This window comes from Kitasatospora sp. NPDC004289 (assembly GCF_053602875.1).
Genome location: NZ_JBSGEL010000012.1, coordinates 24,401 through 39,944, shown reverse-complemented (window position 1 = coordinate 39,944; position 15,544 = coordinate 24,401). Strand labels below are relative to the sequence as shown.

The window sequence follows — 15,544 nt, the reverse complement described above, 5'->3', positions numbered from 1 at the left end:
CGTATCCTTGCCGGGTGAGCAGCACCGAAGAACCCACCGCCCCCGACACCACCCACCTGCTGGGCGCCGCGGACATCCGCGAGCTCGCCGCCGCCTTCGGGGTGAAGCCGACCAAGCAGCGCGGGCAGAACTTCGTCATCGACGGGAACACCGTGCGGCGGATCGTCCGGGCGGGCGGGGTGACGGCCGAGGACGCGGTGGTGGAGGTCGGGCCGGGGTTGGGCTCGCTGACGCTGGCGCTGCTGGAGGTGGCGGAGCACGTCACGGCGGTGGAGATCGACCCGCTGCTGGCGCAGCACCTGCCGACCACCGTGGCGGCCCGGATGCCGGAGCGGGCCGACCGCTTCGACCTGGTGCTCAGCGACGCGATGGAGGTCACCGAGCTGCCGGGCCCGCCGCCCACCGCGCTGGTGGCCAACCTCCCCTACAACGTGGCCGTCCCGGTGCTGCTGCACATGCTGGCCACCTTCCCGAGCATCGAGCGCACCCTGGTGATGGTGCAGAGCGAGGTCGCCGACCGCCTCGCCGCCAAGCCGGGCAACAAGGTCTACGGCGTCCCGTCCGTGAAGGCCAACTGGTACGCGGACGTGAAGCGGGCCGGCGCCATCGGCCGCAACGTGTTCTGGCCCGCGCCGAACGTCGACTCGGGTCTGGTCTCGCTGATCCGCCGCGAGCCGCCGCGGACCACCGCCACCCGGCAGGAGGTCTTCGCCGTGGTGGACGCGGCCTTCGCGCAGCGCCGCAAGACCCTGCGGGCCGCGCTGGCCGGCTGGGCCGGCTCGCCGGCCGCCGCCGAGGAGGCGCTGCGCGGGGCGGGCATCGACCACACCCTGCGCGGCGAAATGCTGACGGTGGAGCAGTTCGCGGCGATCGCCGAGCACAAGCCGAAGGCGGAGGCCGCCCAGTGATCACCGTACGGGTGCCCGCCAAGGTCAACGTGCAGCTGGGCGTGGGCGGTCTGCGCCCCGACGGCTTCCACGACCTGGCCAACGTGTTCTTCGCGGTCGCCCTCGGCGACCTGGTGACGGCCCGTCAGGGCGAGGGCGTCACGCTGACCTGCGAGGGCCCCGGCTCGGACCAGGTGCCGCTGGACGACTCCAACCTCGCCGCCCGGGCGGCGTACGCGCTGGCCGCCCACCACGGCATCGAGGCAAACGTCGCGCTGCACATCGAGAAGGCCATCCCGGTGGCGGGCGGCATGGCCGGCGGCAGTGCCGACGGGGCCGCCGCGCTGGTGGCCTGCGACGCCCTGTGGAAGCTGGACACCCCCGCCGAGGTGCTGCACGAGCTGGCCGCCGAGCTGGGCTCGGACGTGCCGTTCGCGCTGCTCGGCGGGGTGGCGCTGGGCCGGGGCCGGGGCGAGATCCTGACCCCGCTGCCGGTCGAGGGCACCTTCCACTGGGTCTTCGCGGTGGCCGACGGCGGGCTGTCCACCCCGGCGGTGTTCCGCGAGTGCGACCGGCTGCGGGCCGAGGCGGGCACCGGTTGCACCTCCGCGGAGGTGACCACCCCCGACGCCGACCCGGCGCTGCTCGCCGCCCTGGCCGAGGGCGACCCGACGGCCCTGGCCGGGGCGTTGGCCAACGACCTCCAGGCCGCCGCCGTCTCGCTGCGCCCCTCGCTGGCCGAGACCCTGCGGACGGGCACCGAGGCGGGCGCGCTGGCCGCGCTGGTCTCCGGTTCCGGCCCGACCACGGCCTTCCTGGCCAAGGACGCGGAGGCGGCCGAGGGCATCGCCCGGGCCCTGCGCGACTCCGGCACCTGCCGGGCCGCGCACGTCACCCACGGCCCGGTGCCGGGGGCGGCGGTCCAGACCTCTGCCTGACCTCCGCTTGTTGACCTGGAGCGCGCTCCAGCTTCCAGACTCGTTCCCACGGGCCCGCAGCTGACGGGCCGTGAGAACGGGGAGAGCTCCGCCATGCGCTACCGCACCATCGGCACCGACCCGCAGCACCGCCGCGAGGTCAGCGTCCTCAGCCTGGGCGCGATGCTGTTCGGCACCCGCACCGACGAGGCCACCGCCTTCGCGGTGCTGGACCGCTTCGTCGAGGCCGGCGGCACCTTCGTCGACACCGCCAACAACTACGCCTACTGGCTGGACGGCAGCCGGGGCGGCGCCAGCGAGCGGGTGCTCGGCCACTGGCGGCGCAGCCGGGGCATCACCGACGAGGTGGTGATCGCCACCAAGCTGGGCGCCCGCCCGAAGGCGGCCGGCACCGGCTACGTGGAGAACCGCGAGGGCCTGTCGGCGGCGGCGATCCGGCAGGAGGCCGAGGAGAGCCGGCAGCGGCTCGGGGTGGAGAAGCTGGACCTGCTCTACGCCCACGTCCAGGACCCGACGGTGGAGCTCGCCGAGACGGTGGGCGCCTTCGGCAAGCTGGTGGCGGAGGGCACGGTCGGCCTGCTGGGCGTCAGCAACCACTGGTCCTGGCAGGTCGAACGGGCCCGCCACCTGGCGGCAGCGCGCGGCCTGGCCGGGTACGAGGTGCTCCAGTACAGCCACAGCTACTTCCGCCGCCGGGCCGACCGCCCCAGCCCGCTCTCCCCGGACGGCGACGCGGGCGTGGTGGTCGGCGACCTGCTCTCCTACGTCCGGGCCAACCCGGAGCTGGCGATGGTCGCCTACTCCCCGCTGCTGGGCGGCAGTTACGGCAACGAGACGGCCAAGCCGCTGGACCCGTCCTTCGACCACGCCGGCACCCGGGCCCGGAGCGCGGTGCTGGACCAGGTCGCGAAGGAGACCGGCGCGACCCACAACCAGGTGGTGCTGGCCTGGCTGCTCGGCGGCGAGGTCCCGGTGATCCCGCTGACCGGCGCCTCCTCGGTGGCCCAGCTGGACGAGAGCCTGGCCGCCCTCGACCTGGAGCTGACGGAGGATCAGCGGGCCCGGCTGGACGCCGCCCACTGAGGCCGTCGGCCCCGACGGCCGCTCGACTAGGCTTGGACGGATACCCGGGGGTGCACACCCGGGGTCTGTCTAGCTCAGGAGCGCGCAGCAGTGGCCGTCAACCTCGCCACCATCGAGTCCGTCAGCAAGGTCTACGGCACCCGGGCCCTGCTCGACGGGGTCAGCCTCGGCGTCAGCGAGGGCGACCGGATCGGCGTCGTCGGCCGCAACGGTGACGGCAAGACCACCCTGATCCGGATGCTGGCCAAGCTGGAGGAGCCGGACAGCGGGCGGATCACCCACTCCGGCGGCCTGCAGATGGCGGTCCTCACCCAGCACGACTCGCTGGACCCGAAGGCCACCATCCGGCACGAGGTGATCGCCGACCGGGCCGACCACGAGTGGCTCGGCGACGCGCGCATCCGCGACATCATCCAGGGCCTGTTCGGCGGCCTCGACCTGCCCGGTTTCGCCGACGGCCTGGACACCGTGATCGGCCCGCTCTCCGGTGGTGAGCGCCGCCGGATCGCGCTGGCCCAGCTGCTGCTCGGCGAGCACGACCTGATCGTCCTCGACGAGCCCACCAACCACCTGGACGTCGAGGGCATCGCCTGGCTCGCCCAGCACCTGCAGAACCGCCGCTCCGCGCTGGTCTGCGTGACCCACGACCGCTGGTTCCTGGACCAGGTCTGCACCCGGATGTGGGACGTCCAGCGCGGCGAGGTCCGCGAGTACGAGGGCGGCTACTCCGACTACGTCTTCGCCCGCGCCGAGCGCTCCCGGATCGAGGCCACCGAGGAGCAGAAGCGGCAGAACCTGGCCCGCAAGGAGCTGGCCTGGCTGCGCCGCGGCGCCCCCGCCCGCACCTCCAAGCCGCGCTACCGGATCGAGGCGGCCAACGCCCTGATCGCCGACGTGCCGGAGCCCCGCGACAAGAGCGAGCTGATGAAGTTCGCCAACGCGCGCCTGGGCCGTACGGTCTTCGAGCTGGAGGACGTGACGGTCAAGGCCGGCCCCAAGCTGCTGCTGGAGAACCTCACCTGGAACCTCGGCCCCGGCGACCGGATCGGCCTGCTCGGCGTCAACGGCGCCGGGAAGACCTCGCTGCTGCGCGCCATGCAGGCCGCGTACGCCACCGACGGCGACGTGCAGCCCGCGTCGGGCGTCATCAAGGTCGGCAAGACCGTCCGGCTGGCGTACCTCTCCCAGGAGATCGCCGAGCTGGACCCGGCCACCCGGGTGCTCCAGGCCGTCGAGCAGGTCCGCGGCCGGGTCGACCTGGGCAAGGGCCGGGAGATGAGCGCCGGTCAGCTCTGCGAGCAGTTCGGCTTCGGCAAGGACAAGCAGTGGACCCCGGTCGGGGACCTGTCCGGTGGTGAGCGCCGCCGCCTGCAGCTGCTCCGGCTGCTGATGGACGAGCCCAACGTGCTCTTCCTCGACGAGCCCACCAACGACCTCGACATCGAGACCCTCAACCAGCTGGAGGACCTCCTCGACGGCTGGCCCGGCTCGATGATCGTCATCTCCCACGACCGCTTCTTCATCGAGCGCACCACCGACACGGTGCACGCCCTGCTCGGCGACCAGCGGGTGCGGATGCTCCCCAACGGCGTCGACGAGTACCTGGAGCGGCGGACCCGGATGGCCGAGCAGGCCGCCGCCGCCTCGGCCGTCCAGGCCCCGGTGGCCGCGGCCAAGCCCGCGGGGGACACCCGGGCGGCCAAGAAGGAGATGCAGAAGCTGGAGCGCCAGATCGCCAAGCTGGACCAGCAGGAGTCCAAGCTGCACACCCAACTGGCCGAGCACGCCGCCGACTTCTCCAAGGTCGCCGAGCTGGACGCGCAGCTGCGCAAGGTCCGCGAGGAGAAGGAGGAGCTGGAGATGGCCTGGCTCGAACTGGCGGAAGACGTCTGACACAACCGGCGGCGCGGGGAACGTCCGTGGTTGCCCCGGGGGCGCGAGGAACTGCGCGCGGGGGAACGGCAGCACGTGCAACTGGCTGACGGCGGTTCAGTTGCCGGTGGGCCGCCTTCCGGTTCGCGCAGTTCCTCGCGCCCCTGAGGTCGCTGCCCTGCCGCGCGGCATCACGCCAGTAGCGCGTCGAGTTCGTTCGCGGCGCGGGCCAAGGCGCTGAGCGCCGGGTCGTGCGGTTCGGTGGGCCGGACGGCCTGGCCGCCCGGGGGGCGGTGGCCGCGGGCGGCGGCGGTGAGGCGGTCGAGGGCCTCGAAGACGCGGGCGGCCTCCGCGGGGTCGGGGGCCCGGCCCCCGTAGCGGATCTGGGCGCCGTACGCGGCCACCGCGCCGGAGAGCCGTTCCAGGGCGGCGGTGGCGGGCAGCCACTGCGCGGCCAGCCGCCCGTTCGGGGGTGGTTCGGTGAGCCCGTGCTGCACCTCCTGCCGGGCGTCCGCGAGCGCGCGGTACGCGGTGCGCCGCAGCCAGACCTCGGCCACCGGCGGCCCGTCGTCCACCACCGAGGCCAGGTAGGCCCGGACGGCGGTGGCGGCCGCGACCAGCCGGGGTTCGATCCGGTGCTGCGGCCGTTCCGGCCAGAGCAGGTAGCCGAAGACCAGCACGATCGCACTGGCCAGCGCGGTGTCGAGGACCCGGGGCCAGAGCTCCTCGGTGCCCGGCTCGCCGCCGAGCTGCACCAGGATCAGCGCCATCGGCGTCATCACCGCCGCGTTCAGCCCGTAGTGGACGCCCAGCGAGTACGGCAGCAGCGCGACGCAGAGCGCGGCGATCGCCGCCAGCCCCCACTCGGACGAGGTCAGCGAGAGCAGCCCGGCGGTCACCGCGACGCCCAGTACGGTGCCGACCGAGCGGCTGACGGCCCGTTGGAAGACCGAGCCCAGGTCCGGCTTGAGCACGAAGGCCACCGTCATCGGCACCCAGTAGCCCCGGCTGAGCGGCACCCCGGCGGTGAGCAGCGAGGCCACCGCGATGCAGAGCGCCACCCGCAGCCCGTAGCGGACCGAGGCGGGCGAGAGCAGTCCGGCCCGCAGCCGCCAGGGGTCCGGGGGAGGGGCGGGGGCGGTGCCCAGGGCCACCGGCCGCCCGGCCACCGCCTCGGTGAGGTCGCGCAGCGCGGCGTCCAGCGCGCGCAGCGCCGGGGTGTCCGGCTCCCAGGCGGGGTACGGGGGCGGCGGACCGGCGCCGAGCTTGGCGGCGGCCAGCCGTCCGGGCAGCTCCGCCACCTCGGCGGGCACCGGCCGCCAGGCCCAGAGCAGGCCGCTGGCGGTCTCGGTGACGGCCAGGGTCGCCTCGTACAGGGTGCGTAGCCGCCGCACCCGCTCCGGTTCCTGACGGCCCGTCCGGGCGGGTGGCAGGAGGTCCTGGAGCTGGTTGAGCCGGGCGGTGAGGACCTGGCGGGAGCCGGCGCCGCGCGGGGTGCCGAGGTCGGCGAGGGTGGTGCCGAGGGCGGTGAAGGCGGCGGCCAGGGCGCGGCGGCGCGGGTCCGCGGCGGGGCGGGAGGAGCGGTGCAGCGCGCCGAGCAGCACCACGTACGCGGCGCCCAGCAGCATGGTCGGGGCGGCGGCCCACCACGGGGCGGCGAGCGGCATCCCGGCGCCGAGGGTGGCCGAGACCAGCAGCAGCATGCCGGCGCCGGAGCCGCGCGGGCCGGTCGCGCTCAGGGCGCCGGAGGCGAAGGCGAGCACGGTCAGCACCACGGCGGCGAGGGCGGTGGGGGCCCCGAAGTGCTGCAGCGCGGCGCCGGTCAGCATCCCCAGCGCGGAGGCCCCCACCGCACCGGCGATCCTCGGTACCCGCAGCCCGGCGGGCTCGTCCCGGTCGTTCATGGTCGCGTGCATCGCCCCGAGCCCGGCGTACACCCCGAGGTCCAGCCGCCCGGTCAGCAACCCGAGCGCCAACGGGGTCCCCATCCCCGCCGCCCCACGCGCCATCAGCCCCCACGGCACCGGCGGCCGCCCCGTCCTGGCCGCATGCGCCCACCACGAAGCCGACCCTTGCTCACCCACGACGCCAGCCTATGGGTTACCCCGGGGGCGCGAGGAACTGCGCGAGTCCGGAAGGCGGCTCACCTGCACCTCATGCACCGTCAGCCAGTTGCAGGTGCTGCCGTTCCCCTGTGCGCCCCGCGGCGGAGCCGCAGATCAGCAGAGCCTCGCGCCCCCGGGGCGGCCGTCGGCGGTGCGCTCCCCGATCACCCGGTTGCCCGCTGTTGTTCGCCGCCACGGTCCCGCCAGGGTGGTGCCCATGACACCCACTCAGGCCCCCGCGCTGCGCCGGGTCGCCGCCGCCGCGCTGGTCGGCACCACGATCGAGTTCTACGACTTCTTCATCTACGGCACCGCCGCGGCCCTGGTCTTCGGCCAGGTCTTCTTCCCCGGCCTCGGCACCACCGGCTCCCTGCTCGCCGCCTTCTCCGTCTACGCCGTGGCCTTCCTGGCCCGCCCGGTCGGGGCGGTGCTGTTCGGCCACTACGGCGACCGCCTCGGCCGGAAGGCGACGCTGGTCGGCTCGCTGCTGCTGATGGGCGTCTCGACCGCGCTGGTCGGGCTGCTGCCCGGGTACGGGGCGTGGGGGATGTGGGCCCCGGTGCTGCTGGTGGTGCTGAGGTTCTGTCAGGGGATCGGCCTGGGCGGGGAGTGGGGCGGGGCCGCGCTGCTGCTGGCCGAGCACGCGCCGAGCGGGCGCCGCGGCCGGTACGGCGGCTACCTGCAACTCGGGCCCTGCGCCGGGTTCTTCCTGGCCAACTCGGTCTTCCTGCTGCTCTCCGAGGGCCTGAGCCGCGGGGCCTTCCTGTCCTGGGGCTGGCGGGTGCCGTTCCTGGCCTCCGCCGTGCTGGTGGCGTTCGGGCTGGTGGTCCGGCTGAAGGTGGCGGAGTCGCCGCTCTTCGCCGAGCAGCCGGAGCGCCCGCGGGTGCCGGTGCTGGAGCTGCTGCGCGGGCACGGGCGGGAGGTGCTGCTCGGCGGGCTGTCGATCATGGTGGGCTACACCGTCTTCTACCTGACCACGACCTACGCGCTGGCCCACGCCACGGTGGACCTCGGGATGCCCGGCGGGCTCGTCCTGGCGGCGCTGCTGGCCGGTTCGGCGGCGATGGCCGGCACGGTGTGGCTGAGCGCGGGCTGGGGCGACCGGTTCGGCCGGCGGCTCACCCTGCTGGCCGCGACGGCGGTCACCTCGGGCTGGTCGCTGCTGCTCTTCCCGCTGCTGGAGACCCGGCGTCCGGTGGCCGCGGGGGTGGCGCTGATCGGGGCGATGGCGGCGCTGGGCCTGCTCTTCGGGCCGATCGCCTCGTACCTGCCGGAGCTGTTCCCGACCCGGCTGCGGTACACGGGGGTGGCGCTGAGCTACAACCTCGGCGGGGTGGTCGGCGGAGCGACCGCGCCGCTGGTCGCGACCCGGCTGGCGGCGGAGTACGGGACCGCCGCACCGGTGGGTTGGTACGCCGCCGGGGTGGGCGTGGTCTCGCTGCTCGCACTCCGGGCGCTGCCCGAGACCAGGGGGCGTGACCTCGCCGCCGTACGCCCCGTGAGCCTCGCGGCGGAGGCCGGCTGAGCGGATTTCACATGCGGGGCGATCACCGTGTAATGTCTTCCTCGTTCGACCGGCCCGGTCAGAAGGAAACGAAGACCGGCAAGCCCCTATAGCTCAGTCGGTAGAGCGTCTCCATGGTAAGGAGAAGGTCTGCGGTTCGATTCCGCATGGGGGCTCGGACAGAAGGCTCCCGCCGTTACGGCGGGGGCCTTCTTTCGTTTCCGGGAGCGTCACGGCTGCGCGCACTCTGGCGGGCCGGGGCCGGATGCGCTGTGATGGTGCGTCAACGGCCGCCCGCCGGTCGCGGAGTGGGGTGCGCCGGACGTGGACTGGGAGGGCGCCGTGGGCGTTCGGCTCGTGGTGGTCGACGACCACCGGCTGCTCGCCGAGGCACTGGCCTCGGCCCTGCAGCTGCGCGGGCACCGGGTGCTGGCGATCGGTTCGCCGGCCCGGTCGGTGTGCGAGCTGGTGACGGCGCGCCGCCCGGAGGTCTGCCTGGTCGGTGTGGCCGGCCCGGGGGGCCCGGACGCCTTCGAGCCGGTGCGGCGGCTGCGGCGGGACCGGCCGGAGATCGCGGTGGTGGTGCTCGGCCCGGTGGGCGAACCCGGGCGGGTGGCGGCGGCGTTCGCGGCGGGGGCGGCGGGGTACGTCCGCAGCGACGAGCGGATCGAGGTGGTCGAGCGGGCCATCGCCCGGGTGCGGGCGGGGGAGGCGGCGGTCGCGGTCGAGGTGCTCCAGGGGGCGTTCGAGCGGCTGCTGCGACCGGTGGCGGAGCCGGACGACGACGCGGTGCGGCTGCTGCGGGCGCTGACCCGCCGTGAGGTCCAGGTGCTGCTGCGGATCGCCGAGGGCCAGGACACCGGCGCCATCGCGGAGGGCATGGGCATCGCCCCCAGTACGGCCAGGACCCACGTCCAGCGGGTCCTGATGAAGCTCGGGGCCCGCACCCGCCTGGAGGCCACCGCCACCGCCGCCCGCACGGGACTGCTCGACCGGATCACGCCGGGCCCCGGAGCGCGTGCAACGGGCTGACGTGCCCTCAGCGGCGGCGGTCGCCTCCCGGTCCGCGCAGTTCCCCGCGCCCCCGGGATCACCATCACCGGCGCAGCGGGCGTGCGCCCTCGCCTGTTGACTCTTGTTGGGTTCTGTTCGACCATGTTGCCGTGCAGAAGACCACCACCAAGCTTGCCGACGGCCGCGAGCTGATCTACTTCGACGCGGACGGCAGCACCGCCGACCGGAACTACAGCGACCTGCGTCCGCTGGAGCCCACCACCGCGCTGTCCGAGATCCGCCGCGACCCGGTCACCGGCGACCACGTGACGGTCGCCGCTCACCGCCAGGGCCGCACCTACCACCCGCCGGCCGACGAGTGCCCGCTCTGTCCGTCCAGGGACGGCCGGCTGAGCGAGGTGCCGGCGCCGGACTACCAGGTCGCGGTCTTCGAGAACCGCTTCCCGTCGTTGGCCCCGGGAGCCGCCGAGCACGTGGCCACCGACCGGACCGCCTTCCACGAGACCGCCCCCGGGGCGGGCCGCTGCGAGGTGGTCTGCTTCACCCCGCAGCACGACGCCTCCTTCGCGAGCCTCACCGAGGACCGGGCCCGGCTGGTGCTGGACGCCTGGACCGACCGCACGGCGGAGCTCTCCGCACTGCCGGGGATCGAGCAGGTGTACTGCTTCGAGAACCGGGGCGTGGAGATCGGCGTGACGCTGGCCCACCCGCACGGGCAGGTGTACGCCTTCCCGTTCGTCACCCCGCGCTCCGCCAAGGCGGCCGCCGCCGCCACCGCGCACCGCGCCGCCACCGGCCGCAACCTCTTCGAGGACCTGATCGCCGATCAGCTCGCCCACCCCGAAAGGGTGGTGCTGGCGGGCGAGCACTGGACGGCCTTCGTCCCGTTCGCCGCCCGCTGGCCGTACGAGGTGCACCTCTACCCGAACCGCCGCACACCGGACCTGACCGGCCTGGACGAGGCCGCGCGGGCCGAGTTCCCCGGGATCTACCTGGAACTGCTGCGCCGCTTCGACCGTCTCTTCGACACGGACGCGCCTACCCCGTACATCTCCGCCTGGCACCAGGCGCCGGCCGGTCACCGTGACGAGCTGGCACTGCACCTGGAGCTCTTCACGATCCGTCGTACGGTAGGCAAGCTCAAGTTCCTGGCCGGGACCGAATCCGGCATGGACGCTTTCATGAACGACGTGTCGCCGGAACAGGCGGCACACCGCCTGCGGGAGGTCGCAACACATGGGTAAGTACCTGGTCACCGGTGGCGCCGGATACGTCGGCAGCGTGGTCGGCGCGCACCTGCTGGAGGCCGGCCACCAGGTGACGGTGCTCGACGACCTCTCGACCGGCTTCCTGGAGGGCGTCCCGGCGGGCGCCGAGTTCGTCCGCGGCCGGATCCAGGACGCCGCGGAGGTGCTGGACTCCTCCTACGACGGCGTGCTGCACTTCGCCGCCTCCTCGCAGGTCGGCGAGTCGGTCGCGGACCCGGAGAAGTACTGGCGCAACAACGTGGCCGGGTCGCTGGAGCTGGTCAGCGCGATGCGCAAGGCCGGGGTCCGCAAGCTGGTCTTCTCCTCCACCGCCGCCACCTACGGCGAGCCGACCGAGACCCCGATCAAGGAGACCGCCGCCACCGCGCCGACCAACGCGTACGGCGCCACCAAGCTGGCGGTGGACCACCTGATCACCAGTGAGGCGATCGCCCACGGCCTCGCCGCGGTCTCGCTGCGCTACTTCAACGTGGCCGGCGCGTACGGTGCCTACGGCGAGCGGCACGACCCCGAGTCGCACCTGATCCCGCTGGTTTTCCAGGCCGCGCTGGGCCAGCGCCCGCACATCGCGGTCTTCGGCGAGGACTACCCGACCCCGGACGGCACCTGCATCCGCGACTACATCCACGTCGCGGACCTGGCCGAGGCCCACCTGCTGGCGATCGCGGCCGCCAAGCCCGGCGAGCACCTGATCTGCAACCTCGGCAACGGCAGCGGCTTCTCGGTCCGCGAGGTCATCGAGTCCGTCAAGCGCGTCACCGGCCGGGAGATCCCGGTCGTGGTCGCCGACCGCCGCCCAGGCGACCCGGCCGTCCTGGTCGCCTCCGCCACCCGCGCGCACGAGGCGCTCGGCTGGACCCCCCGCCGCCCGGAGCTGGACGACATCGTCCGCGACGCCTGGCAGTTCACCCTGGAGAAGAAGCAGGCATGACCGATTTCCAGTCCGTCCACGGAGCCGCCCCGACCGGTGTCTGGGCGGCCCCCGGCCGCGTCAACCTGATCGGCGAACACACCGACTACAACGACGGTTTCGTGCTCCCGATCGCCCTGCCGCACGCCGCCCGTGCGGCCGTGCGGCTGCGCACCGACGGCCTGCTCCGCCTCTGGAGCGAGCAGGGCGACGGCCAGGTGACCGAGCTGGAGGTCGAGGGGCTCGCCCCCGGCTCCGTGGAGGGCTGGGCCAAGTACCCGGCCGGCGTGGTCTGGGCGCTGCGCGAGGCAGGGCACCCGGTCGGCGGCGCCGACCTGTGGTTCGACAGCGACGTGCCCGGCGGGGCGGGGCTCTCCTCCTCCGCCGCCCTGGAGTGCGTGGTCGCCACCGCCTACCGGGACCTGTACGACCTGCCGCTGAGCAACGCCGACCTGGCGCAGCTGGCGCAGTTCGCCGAGAACGCCTTCGTCGGCGTCCCGTGCGGCGTGATGGACCAGATGGCCTCGATGTGCTGCTCCGAGGGCAACGCCCTGGTGCTGGACACCCGGGACCTGACGCAGCGCCAGGTCCCGCTGGACCTGGCCGCCCACGGCCTGCGGCTGCTGGTGATCGACACCCGGGTCAAGCACGACCTGGCCGACGGCGCCTACGCCGAGCTGCGGGCCGGCTGCGAGAAGGCCGCCGCACTGCTCGGCCTGCCGGCCCTGCGCGACCTGGCACCGGAGGGCCTGGCCGGCGCACTGGAGCGGCTGCCCGACGAGCTGGCCCCGCTGGTCGCCCACGTGGTGACCGAGGACGCCCGGGTGGAGCAGGCGGTCGCGCTGCTGGACGCGGGCGAGTTCGCCGCGCTCGGCCCGGTGCTGACGGCGGGTCACGCCTCGCTGCGCGACGACTACCGGGTCTCCTGCCCGGAGACCGACCTGGCCGTCTCGGCCGCGGTCGAGGCCGGCGCCCTGGGCGCCCGGATGACCGGCGGCGGCTTCGGCGGCTCGGTCATCGCCCTGGTCCGCGAGGGACTCCTGACGGAGGTCGAGGCCGCCGTACGGGCCGCCTTCGCGGCGGCCGGGTACGCCGAACCCCGCACCTTCACCGCCGTCCCCTCCGCCGGAGCCCGCCGCCTCTCCTGACCGGAGCCGCGCCTCGGGGCCGGAGGCCCCAGGGGCGCGGGGAACTGCGCGCGGGGGAACGGCAGCACCTGCAACTGGCTGACGGCGATTCAGTTGCAGGTGAGCCGCCTCCCGCCCCGCGCAGTTCCTCGCGCCCCCGGCATCACCACGTGCGTCCGCCACCCAGCGCCCCGGCATCACCACGTGCGTCCGCCGCGTCACCGCGCCCCGCGGACGTTCTCGGCGTAACGCCCCCGTGCCCCACGGAACTTCACGAAACCCCCACCGACCCGCCCCCCACTTCCGTACGCTGAGTCCGGTACCGGTGGGGGTCGGCACCTGAGCAGGGGGGTACGACGATGGGGCGGGTTCGCGTCCTGGTGGTCGACGACCACCGCATCTTCGCCGAGGCACTGGCGGCCACCCTGGCCGCCGAGCCCGATGTCGAAGTGGGTGTGGCCGGGAGCGCGGCCGGGGCCGAGCGCGCCCTGGAGCGGGCGGCCACCGAGGGGCGTCCGTTCGACGTCATCCTGGTCGACGCCGACCTCGGCGCCGCCGCGCGGCGGCCGCGCCAGCCGGTGGAGCCGGAGGCCCCACCGGGCCGCGCCCCGGCACCGCGGCGGCCACCCGGACCGCTGCCCCTCGCCACCGTGCCCCGCCCCGCCTCCGGCCCCGCGCCGGACGGGCTGCTGCTGCTGGCCCGGGCCGCCCGGAGCCATCCGGAGCTGCGGGCCGTGGTGCTGGCCACCGAGGACGACCCGCGCCGTGCGGTCCGCGCCCTCCAGGCCGGAGCCGGCGGCTGGGTCGCGAAGGACAGTTCGCTGCCGCGTCTGATGGCCGTGATCCGCGGCGTCCTGCGCGGCGAGACGCACCTCCCGCCGACCCTGCTCACCGGCGTGGTACGGGAGTTGACCGCCGCCCGGCGGGACCGGACGGAGAGCGAGCGGCTGGTGGAGACACTGACCCCGCGCGAGGAGGAGGTGCTCCGCTGCATGGTGGCCGGTCTCGGCCGGCAGGCCGTCGCGGAGCGGCTGTACCTCTCCCCGCACACCGTCCGCACCCACATGCAGAACGTGCTCGGCAAGCTGGGGGTGCACTCCACCCTCGCCGCCGTGGCCGTGGCCCGGCGGGCGGGCGTCAGCCCGTCCGAACCGTCCGGGCCTCCCCAGCGCACCACCCCATCCACCCCAACCGTCGCCTCGACCGCAGGCCCCGGCGCCGGCTGACCGGCCCCCCATGCCCCAGGTACCGACTCCGTCAGGTCAGGGAATCCGGAGGACACCCATGTCGCCGTACAGCAATGCCGCACGCCTGAACCCGTTCGACCCTTCATCAGGGGACGGCGGCCAGGGTCTGCGCACCATCGTGGTCGGAGCCGGCGCGGCCGGCTCCGCGCTGGTGCGCGACCTGGGCCGGACGCCCGAGTTCGGACTGGTCCCGGTCGGCCTGCTCGACGACGACCCGCTGAAGGCGGGCGAACTGGTCGGCGGCGTCCCGGTGTTGGGGACGCTCACCGAGCTCACCGAGCTGGCCGTGGAGAACAGGGCGCAGGTCGTGGTGCTGGCCATCCCCGGGCTGGCCCACCAGAAGGTCCGCGCGCTGGCCACCGCCGCCGCGGCGGCCGGAGCGGCCGTCCGCTACCTGCCCTCCTTCCTGGCGGCGCTGCGCCGCGAGGTGGTCGGCTCCGACCTGCGCTCGCTGGACGTGAACCGGCTGATCGGCCGTCACGAGGTGCACGTGGTCTCCTCCGACGTCCGCGCCGTGATCGAGGGCAAGCGGGTGCTGGTCACCGGCGCCGGCGGCTCGATCGGCAGCGAACTCTGCCGCCAGGTCCACGCGTTCGGCCCGTCCGAGCTCTACATGCTGGACCACGACGAGTCCAACCTGCACCGGCTCCAGCTGGAGATCTGGGGCGAGGCGCTGCTCACCGACGACTCGCTGGTGATCGCCGACATCCGGGACCGGCCGCGGATCCAGCAGATCTTCCGCGACCTGCGCCCCGAGGTGGTCTTCCACGCGGCCGCGCACAAGCACCTGCCACTGCTGGAGCGTCACCCCAGCGAGGCGGTGAAGTCCAACGTGCTCGGCACCGACAACCTGGTGGAGGCCGCGCTGGCCACCGGCGTGGAGCGGTTCGTGCTGATCTCCACCGACAAGGCCGCCGACCCGACCTCGGTGCTGGGCGCCTCCAAGCGGCTGGCCGAGCTGATCGTCCAGGCCAACGCCCGGGACGCCCGCAACCTCGGCACCGGCGTCTTCTCCGCCGTCCGCTTCGGGAACGTGCTGGGCTCGCGCGGCTCGCTGCTCTCGGTGCTGGCCGAGCAGCTGCGCAGCGGCGGCCCGGTGACCATCACCCACCCGGACGTGACCCGCTTCTTCATGACCATCGAGGAGGCCGTCGGCCTGGTCCTGGAGGCCGGCCGGATGGCGCACGGCGGCGAGGTCTTCGTGCTCGACATGGGCGAGCCGGTCCGGATCGTCGACCTGGTGCACAACTTCGCCCGTCAGGTGCAGCTGGAGGCGGAGGAGGTGGAGATCCGCTACACCGGCCTGCGGGCCGGCGAGAAGCTCAACGAGGCGCTGTTCTCCGAGGGCGAGGAGCGGCTGCCCACCGCGCACTCCCGGATCTACGCCACGGTGGCCGACGACCTGGCCGGCCCGGAGGACCTGGCGGGCTCCCTGACGGCCCTGTACGCGGCCGCTGCGGGCAACTCCGACGCGGAGGTCCGCCGCCTGCTCGGCACCATCCTGCCGGGCTACACCACCCCGGAGCCCAAGCCCGTCCCGGCACTCAGCACGCCCTACCCGGACGGCTTCTGACGGTACGGAGCGGTCG

The 15,544-nt window shown here is 74.4% G+C and carries 12 protein-coding genes and 1 tRNA gene; 12 read left to right on the top strand and 1 reads right to left on the bottom strand.

From position 1 onward, the window contains the following. The first annotated feature begins 14 nt into the window (after nucleotides 1–14). The 4 genes from rsmA to ACWEPF_RS10730 all read left to right on the top strand — a co-directional run bounded on the left by rsmA (nucleotide 15) and on the right by ACWEPF_RS10730 (nucleotide 4,801). Entirely contained in the window at nucleotides 15–908 is an 894-nt protein-coding gene (rsmA, locus tag ACWEPF_RS10745) for a 16S rRNA (adenine(1518)-N(6)/adenine(1519)-N(6))-dimethyltransferase RsmA (protein ID WP_452172311.1), read from the top strand. After that, nucleotides 905–1,825 (top strand): 4-(cytidine 5'-diphospho)-2-C-methyl-D-erythritol kinase, encoded by a 921-nt coding sequence (locus ACWEPF_RS10740; protein ID WP_452172310.1) that lies wholly within the window; start codon nucleotides 905–907, stop codon nucleotides 1,823–1,825. Before rsmA ends, ACWEPF_RS10740 begins: the two co-directional genes overlap by 4 nt. Nucleotides 1,826–1,918: 93 nt before the next feature. Continuing rightward, nucleotides 1,919–2,908 carry an aldo/keto reductase gene (locus ACWEPF_RS10735; RefSeq protein ID WP_452172309.1) on the top strand — a complete coding sequence of 330 codons (990 nt, stop codon included), beginning with the start codon at nucleotides 1,919–1,921 and terminating at the stop codon, nucleotides 2,906–2,908. Nucleotides 2,909–2,998: 90 nt separating this feature from the next. After that, complete coding sequence (locus ACWEPF_RS10730) at nucleotides 2,999–4,801, top strand: ABC-F family ATP-binding cassette domain-containing protein (protein WP_452172308.1); 1,803 nt, start codon at nucleotides 2,999–3,001, stop codon at nucleotides 4,799–4,801. A 170-nt stretch (nucleotides 4,802–4,971) separates the two neighbouring features. On the opposite strand, the gene ACWEPF_RS10725 is transcribed toward ACWEPF_RS10730, so the two are convergent. Beyond that, on the bottom strand, nucleotides 4,972–6,768 hold the full coding sequence (locus ACWEPF_RS10725) for an FUSC family protein (protein ID WP_452172307.1): 1,797 nt from the start codon (nucleotides 6,766–6,768) through the stop codon (nucleotides 4,972–4,974). A gap of 334 nt (nucleotides 6,769–7,102) precedes the next feature. Here ACWEPF_RS10725 and ACWEPF_RS10720 point away from each other — a divergent pair, with 334 nt between their 5' ends. The 8 genes from ACWEPF_RS10720 (at nucleotide 7,103) to ACWEPF_RS10685 (ending at nucleotide 15,528) form a co-directional block, all read left to right on the top strand. Next, nucleotides 7,103–8,410, top strand: coding sequence for an MFS transporter (locus ACWEPF_RS10720; protein WP_452172306.1), 1,308 nt, complete (start codon nucleotides 7,103–7,105; stop codon nucleotides 8,408–8,410). A gap of 82 nt (nucleotides 8,411–8,492) precedes the next feature. After that, nucleotides 8,493–8,565 (top strand) — tRNA-Thr (locus tag ACWEPF_RS10715). A gap of 166 nt (nucleotides 8,566–8,731) precedes the next feature. Next, nucleotides 8,732–9,421 carry a response regulator transcription factor gene (locus tag ACWEPF_RS10710; RefSeq protein WP_345288249.1) on the top strand — a complete coding sequence of 230 codons (690 nt, stop codon included), beginning with the start codon at nucleotides 8,732–8,734 and terminating at the stop codon, nucleotides 9,419–9,421. Nucleotides 9,422–9,552: 131 nt separating this feature from the next. Continuing rightward, nucleotides 9,553–10,647 carry a galactose-1-phosphate uridylyltransferase gene (galT, locus tag ACWEPF_RS10705; protein WP_449796244.1) on the top strand — a complete coding sequence of 365 codons (1,095 nt, stop codon included), beginning with the start codon at nucleotides 9,553–9,555 and terminating at the stop codon, nucleotides 10,645–10,647. Beyond that, the gene (galE, locus tag ACWEPF_RS10700) at nucleotides 10,640–11,602 is read left to right on the top strand and encodes a UDP-glucose 4-epimerase GalE (RefSeq protein WP_345288245.1); all 963 of its coding nucleotides are present in this window, start codon (nucleotides 10,640–10,642) and stop codon (nucleotides 11,600–11,602) included. The genes galT and galE overlap by 8 nt, the downstream gene beginning before the upstream one ends. Further along, on the top strand, nucleotides 11,599–12,729 hold the full coding sequence (galK, locus tag ACWEPF_RS10695) for a galactokinase (RefSeq protein WP_452172305.1): 1,131 nt from the start codon (nucleotides 11,599–11,601) through the stop codon (nucleotides 12,727–12,729). The genes galE and galK overlap by 4 nt, the downstream gene beginning before the upstream one ends. Nucleotides 12,730–13,067: 338 nt before the next feature. After that, a complete protein-coding gene (locus ACWEPF_RS10690; protein WP_345288242.1) occupies nucleotides 13,068–13,934 on the top strand; it encodes a response regulator transcription factor in 867 nt (288 codons plus the stop codon). Nucleotides 13,935–13,992: 58 nt separating this feature from the next. Then, on the top strand, nucleotides 13,993–15,528 hold the full coding sequence (locus tag ACWEPF_RS10685) for a polysaccharide biosynthesis protein (RefSeq protein WP_452172304.1): 1,536 nt from the start codon (nucleotides 13,993–13,995) through the stop codon (nucleotides 15,526–15,528). Nucleotides 15,529–15,544 lie beyond the last annotated feature (16 nt).